Origin of the sequence: Zhihengliuella salsuginis (genome assembly GCF_014651715.1) — a bacterium.
Classification (GTDB): Bacteria; Actinomycetota; Actinomycetes; order Actinomycetales; family Micrococcaceae; genus Zhihengliuella; species Zhihengliuella salsuginis.
The window spans coordinates 11,883-27,478 of the sequence record NZ_BMXK01000004.1; the positions used below are offsets into that span (position 1 = coordinate 11,883).

The 15,596-nt window shown below is 70.3% G+C and carries 10 protein-coding genes and 2 tRNA genes; 4 read left to right on the plus strand and 8 right to left on the minus strand.

The window, feature by feature from the left end; genetic code table 11:
- Window positions 1-181: 181 nt before the first annotated feature.
- Together IE069_RS04985 and IE069_RS04990 are read left to right on the plus strand one after the other, a co-directional pair.
- The gene (locus tag IE069_RS04985) at window positions 182-2,350 is read left to right on the plus strand and encodes a TPM domain-containing protein (RefSeq protein ID WP_189349028.1); all 2,169 of its coding nucleotides are present in this window, start codon (window positions 182-184) and stop codon (window positions 2,348-2,350) included.
- 59 nt (window positions 2,351-2,409) lie between these two features.
- Window positions 2,410-3,183 carry a PspA/IM30 family protein gene (locus tag IE069_RS04990; RefSeq protein ID WP_189349029.1) on the plus strand — a complete coding sequence of 258 codons (774 nt, stop codon included), beginning with the start codon at window positions 2,410-2,412 and terminating at the stop codon, window positions 3,181-3,183.
- A gap of 72 nt (window positions 3,184-3,255) precedes the next feature.
- Here the strand turns inward: IE069_RS04990 and IE069_RS04995 are convergent.
- The 5 genes from IE069_RS04995 to IE069_RS05015 form a co-directional block, all read right to left on the minus strand.
- A tRNA-Met gene (locus IE069_RS04995) sits at window positions 3,256-3,329 on the minus strand.
- An 87-nt stretch (window positions 3,330-3,416) separates the two neighbouring features.
- The gene (locus IE069_RS05000) at window positions 3,417-4,361 is read right to left on the minus strand and encodes a cytochrome b/b6 domain-containing protein (RefSeq protein ID WP_189349253.1); all 945 of its coding nucleotides are present in this window, start codon (window positions 4,359-4,361) and stop codon (window positions 3,417-3,419) included.
- Window positions 4,362-4,617: 256 nt separating this feature from the next.
- A tRNA-Met gene (locus IE069_RS05005) sits at window positions 4,618-4,691 on the minus strand.
- Between the two features lie 157 nt (window positions 4,692-4,848).
- Entirely contained in the window at window positions 4,849-7,899 is a 3,051-nt protein-coding gene (locus IE069_RS05010) for a UPF0182 family membrane protein (RefSeq protein ID WP_189349030.1), read from the minus strand.
- Between the two features lie 140 nt (window positions 7,900-8,039).
- Window positions 8,040-9,143: a YlbL family protein gene (locus IE069_RS05015; RefSeq protein WP_189349031.1), complete on the minus strand. Its 1,104-nt coding sequence runs from the start codon at window positions 9,141-9,143 to the stop codon at window positions 8,040-8,042.
- Between the two features lie 149 nt (window positions 9,144-9,292).
- On the opposite strand from IE069_RS05015, the gene IE069_RS05020 reads away from it, so the two are divergent.
- Window positions 9,293-10,723 carry a zinc-dependent metalloprotease gene (locus IE069_RS05020; protein WP_189349032.1) on the plus strand — a complete coding sequence of 477 codons (1,431 nt, stop codon included), beginning with the start codon at window positions 9,293-9,295 and terminating at the stop codon, window positions 10,721-10,723.
- Between the two features lie 13 nt (window positions 10,724-10,736).
- Here the strand turns inward: IE069_RS05020 and IE069_RS05025 are convergent, their stop codons facing one another.
- Window positions 10,737-11,291, minus strand: coding sequence for a M48 family metallopeptidase (locus IE069_RS05025; RefSeq protein WP_189349033.1), 555 nt, complete (start codon window positions 11,289-11,291; stop codon window positions 10,737-10,739).
- Between the two features lie 100 nt (window positions 11,292-11,391).
- On the opposite strand from IE069_RS05025, the gene IE069_RS05030 reads away from it, so the two are divergent.
- Complete coding sequence (locus IE069_RS05030; protein WP_189349034.1) at window positions 11,392-12,447, plus strand: ThiF family adenylyltransferase; 1,056 nt, start codon at window positions 11,392-11,394, stop codon at window positions 12,445-12,447.
- On the opposite strand, the gene IE069_RS05035 is transcribed toward IE069_RS05030, so the two are convergent.
- Both IE069_RS05035 and nudC read right to left on the minus strand, forming a co-directional pair.
- Complete coding sequence (locus tag IE069_RS05035; RefSeq protein WP_189349035.1) at window positions 12,444-14,561, minus strand: ATP-dependent helicase; 2,118 nt, start codon at window positions 14,559-14,561, stop codon at window positions 12,444-12,446. The two genes, IE069_RS05030 and IE069_RS05035, sit on opposite strands and share 4 nt — an antisense overlap.
- Window positions 14,558-15,535: an NAD(+) diphosphatase gene (nudC, locus tag IE069_RS05040; RefSeq protein WP_189349036.1), complete on the minus strand. Its 978-nt coding sequence runs from the start codon at window positions 15,533-15,535 to the stop codon at window positions 14,558-14,560. Before nudC ends, IE069_RS05035 begins: the two co-directional genes overlap by 4 nt.
- Window positions 15,536-15,596 lie beyond the last annotated feature (61 nt).

Here is a 15,596-nt window from a genome sequence, read left to right on the forward strand (position 1 = left end):
TTCCTGTGCACCGCCTGCGGCGCGCAGGTTCCCGCTCCCGGGAACTTACGCTCTGAGCGCATCGCCCGCCAGTCGCGGACGCACGTCTGGAGAAGCACGCCTCCACCCCATAGAATCGCCAACAGCTGCTCGAAAACACGGCGTTTCGCCGATGACTCCCCGCAGACTCGAAGGGTTGCGCATGCGAGAACCGAACGAATCCCCGTCCACGGCGAACGCAGGATGGCGCCCGGCCCGTCTCGGGTTCGCTCTCGCCGCCGCCGGTCTCGCCCTCGGTCTGGGCGCCGCGCCCGCGGCGGCCGAGGACCCGGTCGACATCCCCGCCGGCGAATACGTCGTGGACACCACCGGCCTGCTCGACGACGGCTCGGGCGAGGTCGAGGACCGGTTGGCCGAGCTGCGGCAGGACTCCGGCATCACGCTCTTCGTCGTCTACGTCGACGCCTTCGAGAACCCGGGCGACCGCGCCTCCTGGATCCAGGAAGTCGCTTCGAACAAGGACTTCGGGAGCAACGACGCCCTGCTCGCGCTGGCCGTCGAGGAACGCCAGGGCGAACTGGCCGCGCATTCGAGCGGGTGGCTGCAGGCGGAGACGCCTGACATCTGGGGAACATGGGTCAGCCCGGAGCTCAGCGGCGATCCGCTCACCGGCGACGACATCGCGGCCGCCGCCGTCGGCGCAGCGGACGGAATCCAGGCCGCCGCCGATGCCCGGGCCGGCGGCGGGGCAGCCGGAGCAGGAGCCGACGAGGACCCGGCGGCCACCGGCGGCGGCGGCAGCGGACTCTGGGCCGTCGGCCTCGTCGGCGGTGCGATCGGCGTCGCCGCAGTGGTCGCCGCCCGGCGCAAGAAGAAGCGGAACCAGGCCCGGGGCGCGGGGTACGAGACCGCGCAGACCGGCTCCGGCGCCGGACAGGAGGCTCCCGACCCGCTGGCCGCCCTGAGCGTCGAGGAGCTGCGCACCCAGGCGGGCAGCCTGCTCGTCGCGGCCGACGACGCCATCAAATCGAGCGAGCAGGAGATCGATTTCGCCCGCCTCCAGTACGGCGACGAGGCCGTCGCCACGTTCGTACAGGACCTGCGCGCGGCGCGCGGGCACCTGACCGCCTCCTTCGAGCTGCAGCAGCAGCTCGACGATCACATCCCCGACACCGAGGAGCAGCAGCGCGGCTGGCTGGGCGAGATCATCCGCCGCTGCGAATCGGTCAACGACACGCTCGAAGAGCACCACGAGGACTTCGACGCCCTCCGTCAGCTCGAGCGCCGCGCCCCCGAGTCGCTGGCCCGCCTGCGCGGGGAGCTCCCGGGACTCGAGGAGCGCCTCGACACGGCCGAGGAGACACTGCGGGGGCTCGCGACGACCTACACGGACTCGGCTCTGGTCCAGATCCGCGACAACGTCGACCAGGCCGCCGAGCGCTTGGACTTCGCGACCGCCAGACTCGACGAGGCGGACGGCGCCCTGGCGGGCGAAGGCGGCGGCAGCGCCGCCGTCGTGATCCGCAGCGCCGAGGAGGCGCTCGGCCAGGCCCGGCTCCTCGTCGACGCGGTGGAGGCGGCCAAGTCGCAGCTGCCGCAGGCCGCGCAGGACCTCGAGGCAGCGCTCAGGGCGGCCGAGCGGGACGCCTCGGGCGCGCGGGCCGCCATGGACGCCTCCGCGGCACCCGAGCTCGCAGGCCCCGTCGCCGCCGTCGAGCAGGTCGTGGCGGCCACCCGGGCGGCCCTCGCCGAGCCGCGGACCGATCCGGAGTCCCTGCTCCGGGACGTCGAATCGGCTCGAGCGGGCTTGGACGCCCCGATGACCGGCCTGCGCGACCAGCAGGAGCGGCAGCGGCGGGCCGGCGAGCAGCTGCGGTCGGCGATCCATTCGGCACAGGTCAAGATCCAGGGCACCGCCGACTACATCCGTGCCCGGCGCGGCGGCGTGCGGGCCACGGCGCGGACCCGCCTGGCCGAGGCCGAGCGGCACCTCGACGAGGCGATCCGCCTGTCCTCCGGCGACCCCGGCACCGCGCTGAACCACGCGAACCAGGCCATCCACCTCGGCGACCAGGCCGCGCGGGAGGCCGAGAACGACGTCGGCGGATTCGGCGGCGGCTCGCCCGACATGTTCGGCGGCGGCTACCGCGGCCGACGCGGCGGCAGCAGCTTCGGCGGCGGGTTGGGAGGCGCCCTCCTCGGCGGCATCATCATCGACGCCGTTCTCGACGGCAACCGGTCCTCCGGCCACGGCGGCGGGGGCCTCTTCGGTGGCGGCGGCTTCGGCGGCTTCTCCGGCGGCGGGAGCTTCGGCGGCGGAGGAGGAGGATTCGGCGGCGGAGGATTCTCCGGCGGCGGCGGCAATTTCTGACCACCTGTTCGATTTTTACCCACGACAACCAGCGACACGTTCAGCGAAAGGTACCCACCATGCAGAAGCAGTCAATCTTCGGGCGCATCGCCCAGCTCGCCAAGGCGAACATCAACTCGATCCTCGACCAGGCGGAAGACCCCCAGCAGATGCTGGATCAGATGCTGCGCGACTACACGAACAACATCTCCGAGGCGGAGGCATCCATCGCGCAGACCATCGGCAACCTGCGCATGATGCAGCAGGACCGCGACGAGGACGCCCGCACCGCCTCCGACTGGGGCACCAAGGCCCTGGCCGCGTCCAGCCGCGCCGATCAGGAGCGCGCCGCCGGCGACGAGGCCCGGGCCGCGAAGTACGACAACCTGGCCAAAGTGGCCATCCAGCGGCAGATGCAGGCCGAGTCCGAGGTCCGGTCGGTCGAACCGACGATCGCCTCCCAGGAGCAGGTCGTCGAGAAGCTCAAGTCCGGCCTCGAGCAGATGAAGGCGAAGCGTATGCAGCTCGTCGCCAAACGCGACGAGCTGGTCTCACGTGCCAACGTCGCCCAGGCGCAGACCCAGGTCCACGATGCGCTCAAGAGCATCGACATCATGGACCCGGGTTCGGAGGTGTCGCGCTTCGAGGAGAAGATCCGGCGCGAGGAGGCGCGCGTGCTGGGCGCGAACGAGCTGGCGGCCTCCAGCCTCGATTCGCAGTTCGAGGAGCTCGAGGACCTGGGCGAGGACCTCGAGGTCGAGGCCCGGCTGGCGGCCCTGAAGCAGGGGCGCAAGCCCGACGCCCTGGGCGACACCGCCGCAGAGATCGAGAGCTCCACCTACCACGGGGCCTGATCGCCTGACGGCCGGCACCGGTTAAACAAGCAGGCCCCGACCTGGTTTCCCAAGTCGGGGCCTGCTTTCTCGTTGCGGGGAGAGGATTTGAACCTCTGACCTCCGGGTTATGAGCCCGGCGAGCTACCGAACTGCTCCACCCCGCGGCGCGAGATACAACTATACACGCGTTTCCGCCGGAACCCAAATCGGAGGAGAACCACGGGTGGCGCCGAGGTTGACGGGGTGCTTCGTCATCGGCTGACCCGGCCCATCAGATTGGCGATCGGCGCGATCACCATCGGCCGCGTGAAGACGACGGCGGCGGCACTGACGACGACCGCGGCGGCGAAGACCCAGAAGCCCATCCAACCGTCGTCGCTGCGTGCGGCGAACATGTGGTTGAGGTTGGCGCGCGCGCCGGTCGCCAGGACGAGGGCGACGTGGGCGACGACGAAGAGCACGAAGTAGACCATCGTCGGCAGGTGGATGGCCCGGGCCAGCTCGATCGGGTACACCGCGTTGACCGCCGCCTTCTTCGGCCAGGCTTCCGACATGCGCAGGCCGGTGGCGATGGCCAGCGGCGCCGCGATGAAGACGGTGGCGAAGTAGGCCAGCAGTTGCAGGGAGTTGTAGTTGACCCAGCCGTTCTCCATCGGCCAGTTCAGGGACAGGTACTGCAGCCCGGCCGAGACCGCGTTGGGGAAGACGTCCCAGCTGGTGGGAACGATCCGCACCCAGTGACCGGTCGCGAAGATCAGCACCATGAAGACGAGGCCGTTGAGCACCCACAACGCATCGAGTGTCAGGTGGAACCAGAGGTTGATGCTGATGCGCTTCGGCGGGTTCCTGGTCTTGACCAGCCCCTTGTTGTTGCGGGTCCAGTTCGCCGGCGGCCGCTGCTGGGTCCGCACCTGCCAGCCCGTCTTGATGATCAGGAACAGGAAGAACATGTTCAGGAAGTGCTGCCAGCCGAGCCAGGCGGGCAGCCCCTCGGCAGTTCCCGCCGGAAGCGGCGTGTGCCCCGGGTACGTCCGCAGGAACTCCTGGACGGATTCGAGCGTGACAAGCCAGCGGGAGCCGAGCACCAGGAGGAGCAGCACCACGACGGCGGCGGCCGCGACGATGCCGAACCTCACCCACAGCTTCGACCCGCCGTCGGCGGGAGTCCTGGTCGATGGTGACGCGTTCACATCCATTCCTTTCACGGGGCAACGCCCTTCAGAATACTGGCCCGGGCCCCGCGGGCCGCACCATGTCTCGGCACCCGACATTCTCGTCGACACCGACGACGCATCGGTTAATGGTTATTAACATATCGTAGCCTGCGCCGATTGTGAATCATCACACGGAGCCCTCGAGTAGCGGGCGGACGGCTTGCGGGACAGATCCGGATCAGGGCACGAAAACAAGCAGGCCCCGACCTGGTTTCCCAAGTCGGGGCCTGCTTTCTCGTTGCGGGGAGAGGATTTGAACCTCTGACCTCCGGGTTATGAGCCCGGCGAGCTACCGAACTGCTCCACCCCGCGGCGCAAGACTCAACTCTGCCACTGCGGGGCGCTGAACGCAAATCGAGGGGGCTCCCGGGTGATGAGGGATGGGACACACCCTCCCCGGACGGCGACGGCCGCCGGCTCCCCTGGAGGGGAAGCGGGCGGCCGTCGCCTTCCAGCCAAACAGGTGCGGCTAGTTGCCGTCCCCGCCGTCCGCAGGCTCGTCGGCACCGGCCGACTCGTCCGCGGGTGCCTCGCCCTCGGCGGGCTCGTCGACGGGTGCTTCCCCGGCGATCTCGGCCTCGGCCGCGATCGCCCGCTCGAGCGCCCGGTTCAGCTTCTCCTGCTCATCGCCGTAGGTGGCGAAGTCGCCTTCGGCAAGCGCGGCCTGCCCGGCTGCGATGGCGGCGTTGGCTGCGGTCAGTGCTTCGCGCAGCTCCTCCTCCGCGGTGGAGGTGCCGGGCTCGGCCGTGCCGCCTCCGGTTCCGTCGCCGTCGCCGTTCGGCTCCTCGCCCGTTGTGGCTCCGGATGCTCCCTCGAAGAGCTGGTCCAGTGCCTCGGAGAGCGTGTCGGCGAAGCCGACCTTCTCGCCGAAGGAGACCAGCACCTTGCGCAGCGTCGGGTAGGACGTGTCGCCCGTGGAGCGGACGTACACCGGCTGCACGTGGAGGATGCCTCCGCCGACCGGCAGCGAGAGCAGGTTGCCGTTGATCACGTTCGATGCGCCCTGTCGAAGCAGGTTCAGCTCGCGCGAGACCTCGGTGTTGGAGTCGAAGTTCTGCTGCGCCTGGCCGGGGCCGGGCACCACCGTGCTGCGCGGGAGCTCCAGAAGACGCAGGGTTCCGTACCCTTCGGACTTCTTGCCCGCCTCGCGGCCGGCGTCGGCCTCCGCGGAGAGGAAGCCGTAGAGGACGTTGCGCTGCTGGCCGCCGGCGGAAGCCTGCGGGATGAACGTCGACGTCAGCGAGAACGTGTCGTCCTCCTGATCGGGCATCTTCAGGGACAGGTAGTACGGCGGCTGGGCGACTCCGCCGCCCTCGACCGTCGGATCACTCGGGACGGACCATGCGTCGTTGGACTCGTAGAAGTCGTCCGGATCGGTGACGTGGTACTTGCCGAGCAGCTCACGCTGCAGCTTGAAGATGTCCTCCGGATAGCGGACGTGGCTCATGAGGTCGGCGGACATCTCGGAGTAGGGCTTGATGGACTCCGGGAACACGTTCTGCCAGGCCTTGAGCAGCGGCTCGTCCGGCTCCCACGCGTACAGGTCGACCGAGCCGTCGTAGGCGTCGACCGTGGCCTTGACCGAGTTGCGGATGTAGTTGATCTCGCCCGACGCGGTCAGCTGGCGCTGCCCGCCGGTCTGCGAGTCGGTGACCGCGGATTCGATCTGCTGCGACTGCGAGTACGGGTAGTTCTCGCTCGTCGTGTACGCGTCCACGATCCACTTGACGCGGCCGTCGACGATCGCCGGGTAGGCGTTCGAGTCCACCGTCAGGTAGGGCGCGACGTTCTGGACGCGCTCCTTCGGCGAGCGGTCGTAGAGGATCTGCGATTCCTCGTTGACGTCGCTGGAGAGCAGCAGGTCGGTCGAGCCGAACTTCAGCGCGTAGACCAGGCGGTTGAAGATGTTGCCGATCCGTGGTCCGCCGTCGCCGGCGAACGTCGTGTTCGCGTCGCCCTCGTCGGACTCGCTCTGCGGGCGGTCGAGCTCGCGCGGCGACCAGCCCTCGGGCCCGCCGACGACCGAGTACTCCGGGGAGTTCTCGCCGAAGTAGATCCGCGGCTCGTACTCCTCGTCGCTTGTCAGATCACCACGGGTCGGGATGCCGCCGAGCATGAAGTCAGGGCGGCCACCGGCGGCGACCTTGGCGCCGTAGGCGGCGACGACGCCGTAGCCGTGGGTGTAGGTGATGTGCTGGTTGACCCAGGAGTCGGCCGGGTCGACGTCGAGCTCGCGCACGGCGATCACCGTGTCCTGGACTTCTCCGCCGATCTCGTAGCGGTCGACGTCGAGTGTCTGGGCGAAGCTGTAGTAGGGGCGGAACTGCTGCAGCTGCGCAAACGCATCGGAGATCAGATTCGGGTCGAGCAGGCGGATGTTCGCCGTCGTCGCACTGTCCTCGGCGAGCGCATTCTGGGCCGTGTCGGTCGTCGCGTCGTAGTTGTCCGCCTGGACGGCGTCGAGCCCGTAGGCCTTCCGGGTCATCTCGATGTTCTTCGCGATGTACTCCTGCTCCACCGTCTTCTCGGACGGGAGCACCTGGTACTGCTGGACGATGAACGGGTAGACGCCTCCGGCCACCAGGGCGGTGACGATCAGCATCGCGGTGCCGATGATCGGCAGCTTCCAGCGGCCGACGATCGCGCCGAGGATGAAGAGCACTGCCACGAGCACCGCGGCCACGGCCAGGATGGTCTTGGTCGGGATGACCGCGTTGACATCCGTGTACAGGGCGCCGGCCACGCGGCCGTCCTGGCTCAGCAGCGTCGAGTAGCGGTCCAGCCAGTAGTTCACGGCCTGCAGGAGCACGAAGATCGCCGCCGTGACGCACACGTGGACGCGTGCGGCGTTGGAGACGGTGAGACCGCCGCGCTCCTCGATGCGGATGCCGCCGTAGAGGTAGTGCATCAGCAGCCCGGCGATACCGGCGATCAGCACCACCGAGACGCCGTAGCCGACGACGAGGCCGATGAAGGGCAGCGTGTTCAGGAAGAACGACAGGTCCATCCCGAACTGCGGGTCGACCTCGCCGAACTCCACCTGGTTCAGAAACAGCAGGACCGTCTGCCACTGGCTCGCGACCGCGGTGGCGGAGAACGCCGCCAGCACGCCCGGAACGCCGACCATCAGGAGACGGCGGATCGGCTCGAGCTGCGTCTGGTACTTGCTCAGCACGTCCTCCTGCTGCGCCGCGGAGGCGTACACGGGCCGCGCCCGGTAGGCGAGCACGAGGCTCCCCCAGACGCCCACGCCCATGAGGATGAAGGCGATGACCCAGATGACCACCTGCGACACCCGCTCGGTCCAGAAGACCTCGGAGTAGCCGAGCTGGTTGAACCAGAGGATCTCGGCGTAGGTGTTCGCGAAGAACACGAAGGCGGCCACGAGGACGCCGACGACGACGATCGTCGGCATCAATGCCGACTTGCGCGCCGGCCGCTCCGGCGGCTCCCTGTCACCACTGGAATCGCCGTCGCCCGGTGGGCGTCCGCCGAAGGGGAAGTCATTACCAAACGTCATAGGAACCTCAAGTCAGGGGTTACGGCACCATGCCAGAACACAACATAGTTTGCATCCATTCTGCCCCAACGGCAGCCGTGTGGCGAACCTTATTAGACACACTGTGATGCCGGTTTGACGAAGCCCCGGCCAGGTGCCCGTCAACCGCAGCCGGGCAGGCCGTCCAGGGACTCTCCGGCCCCGACCCGGCGCACGGCGTCGTAGGCGTCCTGAAGGGTCTCGACCTGCACGATCCGCATCCCGTCCGGCACGCGCCCCTCGAGGTCGGGGCAGTTGCCCGCCGGGGCCAGAAACACGCTGGCTCCAGCCTCGCGGGCGCCGACGACCTTCTGCGCGATGCCGCCGATCGGCCCCACCGCGCCGCCGGCGGTGACCGTCCCGGTGCCGGCGATGTGCTCGCCGCCCGTCAGGTCGCCCTCGGTCAGCAGATCGATGATGCCCAGTGAGAACATCATCCCGGCACTCGGGCCGCCGATGTCCTCGAGGGCGAAGCCGACGTCGAAGGGGAACTCGAAGTCGGTGCGCAGGAAAATGCCGATCTGCTGGGTGCCGTCGGGGCTGCTGGTGGTCTCCACGGGGACCTCCAACGTCTCCGAGCCCCGTTGAACGGTCACCACGTGCCCGTCCTCGACGCGCTCCTGCAGGCCGTCGCGCAGCTCCTGGACGGTCCGGACCGGGCCGCCGTCGAGCTCCGTCACGACGTCGCCGACCTCCAGCACGTCCTCGTTCTGCGCGGAGGCGAAGTCGACGACGGAGATGGACGCGTCGTAGTCGATGTCGAGCTGGCCCAGCGCGGCGGCGACCGAGGTCTCCTGCGATTCGTCCATCTGGGCCGTGTTCTGCTCGCTGATCTGGTCCCCCGTCACGCCCCGCGGGTAGACGCTCTCCTCGGGGAAGACGTCCGCCGTCGGGTCCGCCCACGCCTGCAGCGCCTCGAAGAAGGTCACCTGGCGCCCGCCGCCGCCGCGCACGTAGACGGTCGTCAGGTCCAGCCGGCCCTCCGGGCGGTACGACTCGGCGCCCTCCACGCTCAGGGCGGGCTCCCCCTCCACCTCTCCGACGGTGTTGATCGTCGGCCCCGGGGATTCGATCACGTAGGGCGCGGGCAGCGCCATCGTCACGAACGACAGCCCGACGACGACGGCCGTCGAGGCGAGCAGCGTCCGCCGCAGCCGGTGGGGACGTACCGGCCGGTCATCCGGGGTGGACGGGAGGCCGTGCGGTGGCGGGGACAGCTGGGTCAACGAGATTCCTCTGTTGCGACGGTTCGGGGCGGTTCTTCGGGTCCGCCTCTAGGCTACTGCCTGCCCAGCCACCCCGGCCGCGCTTTGCCAACAGCGAACCACGAGGGAACACCCGGGCCGCGGCCCGGAAACCGGAGTACCGTTGAACCATGGCTGACAACACCGAGAACAACCGCCCGGACGGCTCCGACGACAACAACGACAAGGACCCGTTTGCCGAGATGTTCTCCAACCTCTTCGGCGGGGCGGGAGCGGGCGGGATGGACCCGAAAAACATGCCCGAGGAGATCCAGAAGGCGATGGGGGTGCAGAACGACCCCGCCGCCATGCAGGCCATGTTCCGCCAGATGCAGCAGCTGATGGGCGCCATGGCCAGCGGCGAGAGCGGCCCGGTCAACTGGTCGCTCGCGATCGATTCCGCCCGCCAGGCCGCAGCCGGCGACGACCCGAGCGTCACCGGTCCGCGCCAGCAGGCCATCGCCGACGCGGGCCGCCTGGCAGAGATGTGGCTCGACGCGGCAACCGCCTTCGAGGCACCCGGCACCGAGTTCACGGCCATCTCCCGCGCCGAATGGGTCACGAAGACCATGGACACGTGGAAGGTCCTCACCTCCGACGTCGCAGAATCGATGTCCGCGGCCATGACGACCGCCATGAGGGACCAGGCCCCCGAGGAGATGAAGGGCATGCTGGCCGGCGCGCAGGGCATGTTCCAGAATCTCGGCGGGGCCATGTTCGGCATGCAGCTCGGGACCGCGGTCGGCGGGCTCGCCAAGGACGTCTTCGGCGGCACCGACATCGGGCTGCCCCTCGCCGGGACCGCACCCCTGCTGGTGCCCTCCAACGTGAGCGCCTTCGGCGAGGATCTCGACGCACCGGAGCAGGAGGTCCTGCTCTTCATCGCGCTGCGCGAGGCGGCGCACATCCGCCTCTTCACCCGCGCCCCCTGGCTGCGCACGAACGTCATCGGGGCGATCGAGTCATACGCCCGCGGCATCCACATCGACATGTCGAAGATCGAGGAGTCGATCCGGGACATCGACCCGAGCCGGCCCGAGTCCTTCCAGAACATGGCCGTCGAGGGCCTGTTCACCCCGCAGCACACGCCGGCCCAGGAGACGGCGCTCGCCAAGCTGGAGACCGTCCTCGCCCTCATCGAGGGCTGGGTCGACGAAGTCGTCGCCGCGGCTTCTGCCAACCTGCCCGCCGCGGGCGCCCTGCGCGAGATGCTCCGGCGCCGGCGCGCCACGGGCGGTCCCGCCGAGCAGGCGTTCGCATCGCTCGTGGGCCTCGAACTGCGCCCGCGCCGGCTCCGCGACGCTTCGGCCTTCTGGTCCACCATGCTGGCCGAACGGGGCATCGAGGGCCGCGACGACATCTGGTCCCACCCGGACCTGATGCCGACGGCCGAGGACCTCGACGATCCGGCCGGGTTCGGCACGCGGCGCAAGCTGGCCGAAGCCGAGGACAGCGAGCTCGACGAGGCCCTGAACAAGCTGCTCTCCGGCGGGTTCGACACGCCCCGGGACGGCGATTCCGACGACGATGCTCCCGAGGAGCCGACGGACGGGTCCAAGTAGGAGCGGGGGCGGCCTACGCGTCGTCCGTGTTCTCCCACGCGAAGGAGGCCCCGGCGAGGAAGGCGTCGGCCTCCTTCATCCGGGCGTAGCGTCCCGTGAGCGCCTGGAACTTCGGGCCGTGCCCGTCGTCGGCGATGAGGTGGGCGAGCTCGTGCACCAGGACGGCGTCCTGGACCCAGACGGGCATCTTCTGCAGCCGGTGCGAGAGACGGATCGATTTCTCGGACCGGGTCGCGGAGGCCCACCGCTGGTTCTGATTCGTCACCCAGCGCACGCTGACCGGGCGCGCTTCCGCACCGAGGTACCGCGCGTCGAGGGCCGCTGCGCGCGCCGCGAGGTCGGCGTCGCCGGCCAGCGGACGACTGCGACGGCGTTTGAGCTGCATCTTCCGCACCAGCGACTCCGCGTGCTTCGCCTGCGTCCCGGCATCCATCCAGTCGGGGACGGTGATCACGACACCGTCTCCCTCCCACTTGCCGCCGACGCTCTTGGTGCGCCGCGTCGAGGAGACGAGACGGACGCGGGTGCCGTCCGTCGCATCGAACTCTCGTAGAACCTTCATCGCCATACCGAGAATTCTCCCCCACCGTCTCCCTCCGGGACCACTCCCGCACGGAGCCTGTGGAAAACTCCGGCCGCCGGGTGCAGCAGCATGCCACGATGCTGTCATGACCATGACCGACCACACACCGGACCCGCCCGCCGTCGCCGACCCGGACGGGTCCCGCCAGCCGCTGGGCCTAGACGCCGCCGGGCACCGGATCAATCCGGGCCTGCGGCTCTACCGGCTGACCGAGACCTCCATCTGCATCGGGCTGGGCGCCCGCGGCCTGTGGATCGACGGCGTCTCCGCCGCGGACCGCGCCTACCTGGCCCGGTTGGCGGCCAGCGAGGCCCACGTCGACTACGACGTCGGCGACCCCGGACTGCCGTCTCGGCAGCGCTGCCACCAGCTCGACGACCTCGTCGCGTCCGTCCTCGTCACCACGGAGCCGTACCGGCTCCACGGCATCCAGGCGGACATCCTGGCGCCCGACCTTGCCGACTGGTCGCTCGCGTACGCGGCGCATTCCGGGCCCACGCTGCAGCGGCGGGCCGACGCCGTCGTTCGCGTCCACGGTCTCGGGCGGGCCGGCGCCCACGCAGCGCAGCTCCTGGTCTCGGCCGGGGTGGGGACCCTGGTCCTCGCCGACGGCGCCGACGTCCACCCGCGCGACCTGGGAACAGGCCCGCTGACGCTGCCGGACCTGGGCAGGCACCGCACCGCGGCCGTGGCCCGGCGCCTGGCGGCGGCCCACCCGCAGGCGAACCTGCTGACGAGCGCCGGAGAGGCCGCGGTGGACATCACCCTCCTGTTCGCCGATCCCGCCACCGGCCTGCCCCTTCAGGATTCGGCCGAGCCGGGTGGGGCCCTCCTGCCCGTCAGGTTCGAGGACGGCCGCGCCGTCGTCGGCCCGTTGGTGCTCCCGGGGCTGACACCGTGCCTGCGCTGCACCATCGACCACCCGCTGGCCTCGCCGTCGTCGACTCCCGCCGGGACCGAGTTGACGCTGGCGGCGACGGCCGCCGGCCTCGCCGCCATGCACGCGCTGATGGTGGTCGACCAGGTCAACGTCCCGGCGTCGGCAGGCCACGAGATCGCCGTCGATCTGGCGTCGGGCGCCACGACGCTGACCGCCCAGCGGACGGGACCGCACTGCGGCTGCGCCGGACCACGCACCTAGGCCGGGGGTTCTCCCGCACCGAGGATGTCGAGGACGTCCGGTCCGTAGCGCTCGAGCTTGGTCCGCCCGAGACCCGGCACCTTGGACAACGCCGTCGCGTCCTTCGGGTTCTCCTCCGCGATGGCCATGAGCGTGGCATCCGTGAAGACGACGAACGCCGGTACCGAGGCCTTCTGCGCGGTCTCCAGCCTCCACTCGCGCAACCGCTCGAACACGGCCTCATCGTAGCCGGGCGGGCAGTCGCCGCAGCGGCCGACCTTCCGTTCGGCAGGGCTGGAGAGCAGCGTTCCGCACACCCGGCAGGTCGGCGGTCCGGCCATCCGGCGCCGCTTGGCGGCGCGCGGCGTTCCGGCGCCGTCGTGCGTCGACACGGCCGGGCGGACGCGGTCGAGGAAGCGCGAGGGGCGCCGGCTGGCGCGGCCGCCCGGTGTCCGGGAGAGCGACCACGAGATGCTGAGGTGGCGCCGGGCACGCGTGATCCCGACGTAGAGCAGGCGCCGCTCCTCGTCGTAGTCCGCCTGGTCCTCGGCGAACGAGATCGGCATGAGCCCGTCGCTCATCCCGGCCAGGAAGACGGCGTCCCACTCGAGCCCCTTGGCGGAGTGCAGCGAGGCGAGGGTGACGCCCTGCACGGTCGGGGCGTGCTGGGCGGCGGCCCGCTCATCGAGCTCGGCCACGAACCCGGTCAGCGAGAGGCCCTCCTCGCGGCCGGACCGCTTCTTCTCGATCTCGGCGGCCAGCGATACGAGCGCCTGCAGCGACTCCCAGCGCTCCCGCACTGCGCCCGACCCGCTGGGAGCGGTCTCCGAGTACCCGAGCGAGGCGAGGACGTCCTTCACCTGCTGCGTGACGCTGCCTTCGGCGTCCACCCGCGCGGCCGCCCGCAGCTGCAGGATGGCGTCGCGGACTTCGCGCCGCTGGAAGAAGCGTTCGCCGCCGCGCAGCTGGTAGCCCACGCCGGCCGCCGCCAGCGCCTGCTCGTACGTCTCGGACTGCCCGTTGGTTCGGTACAGCACGGCGATCTCGGCGGGCTGGACGCCGTCGTCGATCAGTTTCTGGATGGACTTCGCCAGGTTCGCAGCCTCGGCCTCGTCGTCAGCGAATTCCGCGAACCGCGGTTCGGGGCCAGCCTCACGCTGGGCGACGAGCTCGAGCGGATCGGGCCAGGCGACGTTCCGGTCGCCGACGCCGGGCTCGATCCGGCGCGTCCCCAGCAGCCGGTTCGCCAGGTCCACGACCTGCGGCGTGGACCGGTAGTCGCGGATCAGCTTCACGAGCGGCGCCTCGGGGTAGCGCTTGCCGAACTCCAGCAGGTGCGCCGGCGTCGCGCCGGTGAACGAGTAGATCGTCTGGCTCGCATCGCCGACGACGCAGAGGTCGTCGCGGTCCCCCAGCCACAGGTCGAGCAGGCGCTGCTGGAGCGGGGAGACGTCCTGGTACTCGTCGACGACGAAGTGCCGGTACTGCTTGCGGATCTGCGCGGCGATCTGCGGTTCCGTGTCGAGGATGCCGACGGTCAGCAGCAGCACGTCCTCGAAGTCGATCATGTGCCGGTCGGTCTTGACGTCCTCGTAGGACTGGAAGATGCGCGAAACCGTCGTCTTGTCGAAACCGGCGGCGTCGTCCCGCCCCGCGGCGGCGTCCACGTAGCTCTCCGGGGTGTGCATGGAGACCTTCGCCCATTCGATCTCGGCGGCGAGGTCGCGGATGCTCGCACGATCGGTCGTCAGGCGCAGCCGGCGGGCGGCCTCGGCGACCATCTGCGCCTTGTAGTCGATGATGGCGGGCAGTTCCCCGCCGATGGCCTGCGGCCAGAAGTACTGCAGCTGCCGGAGCGCGGCCGCGTGGAACGTGCGCGCCTGGACTCCAGGGGCGTCGAGGTCGCGCAGCCGGGCGCGCATCTCGGCCGCTGCGCGGGAGGTGAACGTCACGGCCAGGACCTGGTTGGCCTGGTAGGCGCCCGTGTGGACCCCGTAGGCGATGCGGTGGGTGATGGCCCGCGTCTTGCCCGTTCCCGCGCCGGCGAGGACGCAGAGGGGGCCGTTCAGGGTCGTCGCAACGCGCCGCTGCTCGTCGTCGAGTCCGGCGAGGATTCGTTCTTCTACTGTGTTCACGCGGTGAGGTTCTCCGGCTGACGCGGTTCGGGCAACGTCCCACCGTACCAAAGTTCGATAAGACGCCGGGCGACGGAGAAGGCCATCGGAGCCGCGATCCGCCCCGAGCGGATGTCCTCTGCGAGCTCCCGGCGGGTGAACCAGCGCAGATCGACGATCTCCTCGCCGTCGGGGACGACGTCGACGGCGTCGGCCCGGGCGCGGAACGCCAGCATCAGCGACGCCGGGAAGGGCCACGGCTGGGAGGCCACGTATTCGGGCGAGTGCACCTGGATCCCGGCCTCCTCGCCGACCTCGCGCACCACGGCCGCCTCCAGCGACTCCCCCGGCTCCACGAATCCGGCCAGCGTCGAATACCGCTGCCCGCCCCACCGGGCGTTGGCCCCCAGCAGCAGCCGGTCGTCGCCGTCGATGATGGAGACGATGACGGCCGGGTCGGTCCGCGGGAAGTGCTGCGAGCCGTCTTCGCGGCAGACGCGCACCCACCCGCTGTGCACGACGTCGGTGGCCGCCCCGCAGCGCGGGCAGTGGGTGTGGCCGGCATGCCAGTTCACGATGGCCGTGGCCGTGATCAGTATCTCCGCCTCGGCGGCGTCCAGCACCGGGGCCAGCGCCCGCATCCCCTGCCATGCCTCCGCCTGCTCCTCCGCGGGCTCGTCGACGACCACCGCGACGAGGTGGCGGCCGGCGACCGGCGACGCGGCGTCGTCGTGCAGCCGGCCGAGGTAGATCTCCTGCGCACCGCGCGGAGCCAGCGACGCGACGCCGTCCCGGGTGAGCCAGCGCAGCCGGGCCCCGTCCGTCGGGACGGCCCCGGCGCGCCGGTCCCTCCCGGAGACGATGGGCAGGTACCGCGTGTCGGGGTCGTCCGTCACCCCGGCGAGCCAGGACTCGCCGCCCCGCTTGTCGCTGTAGCGGTCGAGGACGTGCGGCACCCGCGCCGCGCTGGGGGTCGAAGGGCGCGAAGTCTGCATGGTTCTACCGTACTCATCCGGCGCCGCTCCCGCTGGATCGAAGAGCCCGGCTGTGGATGGC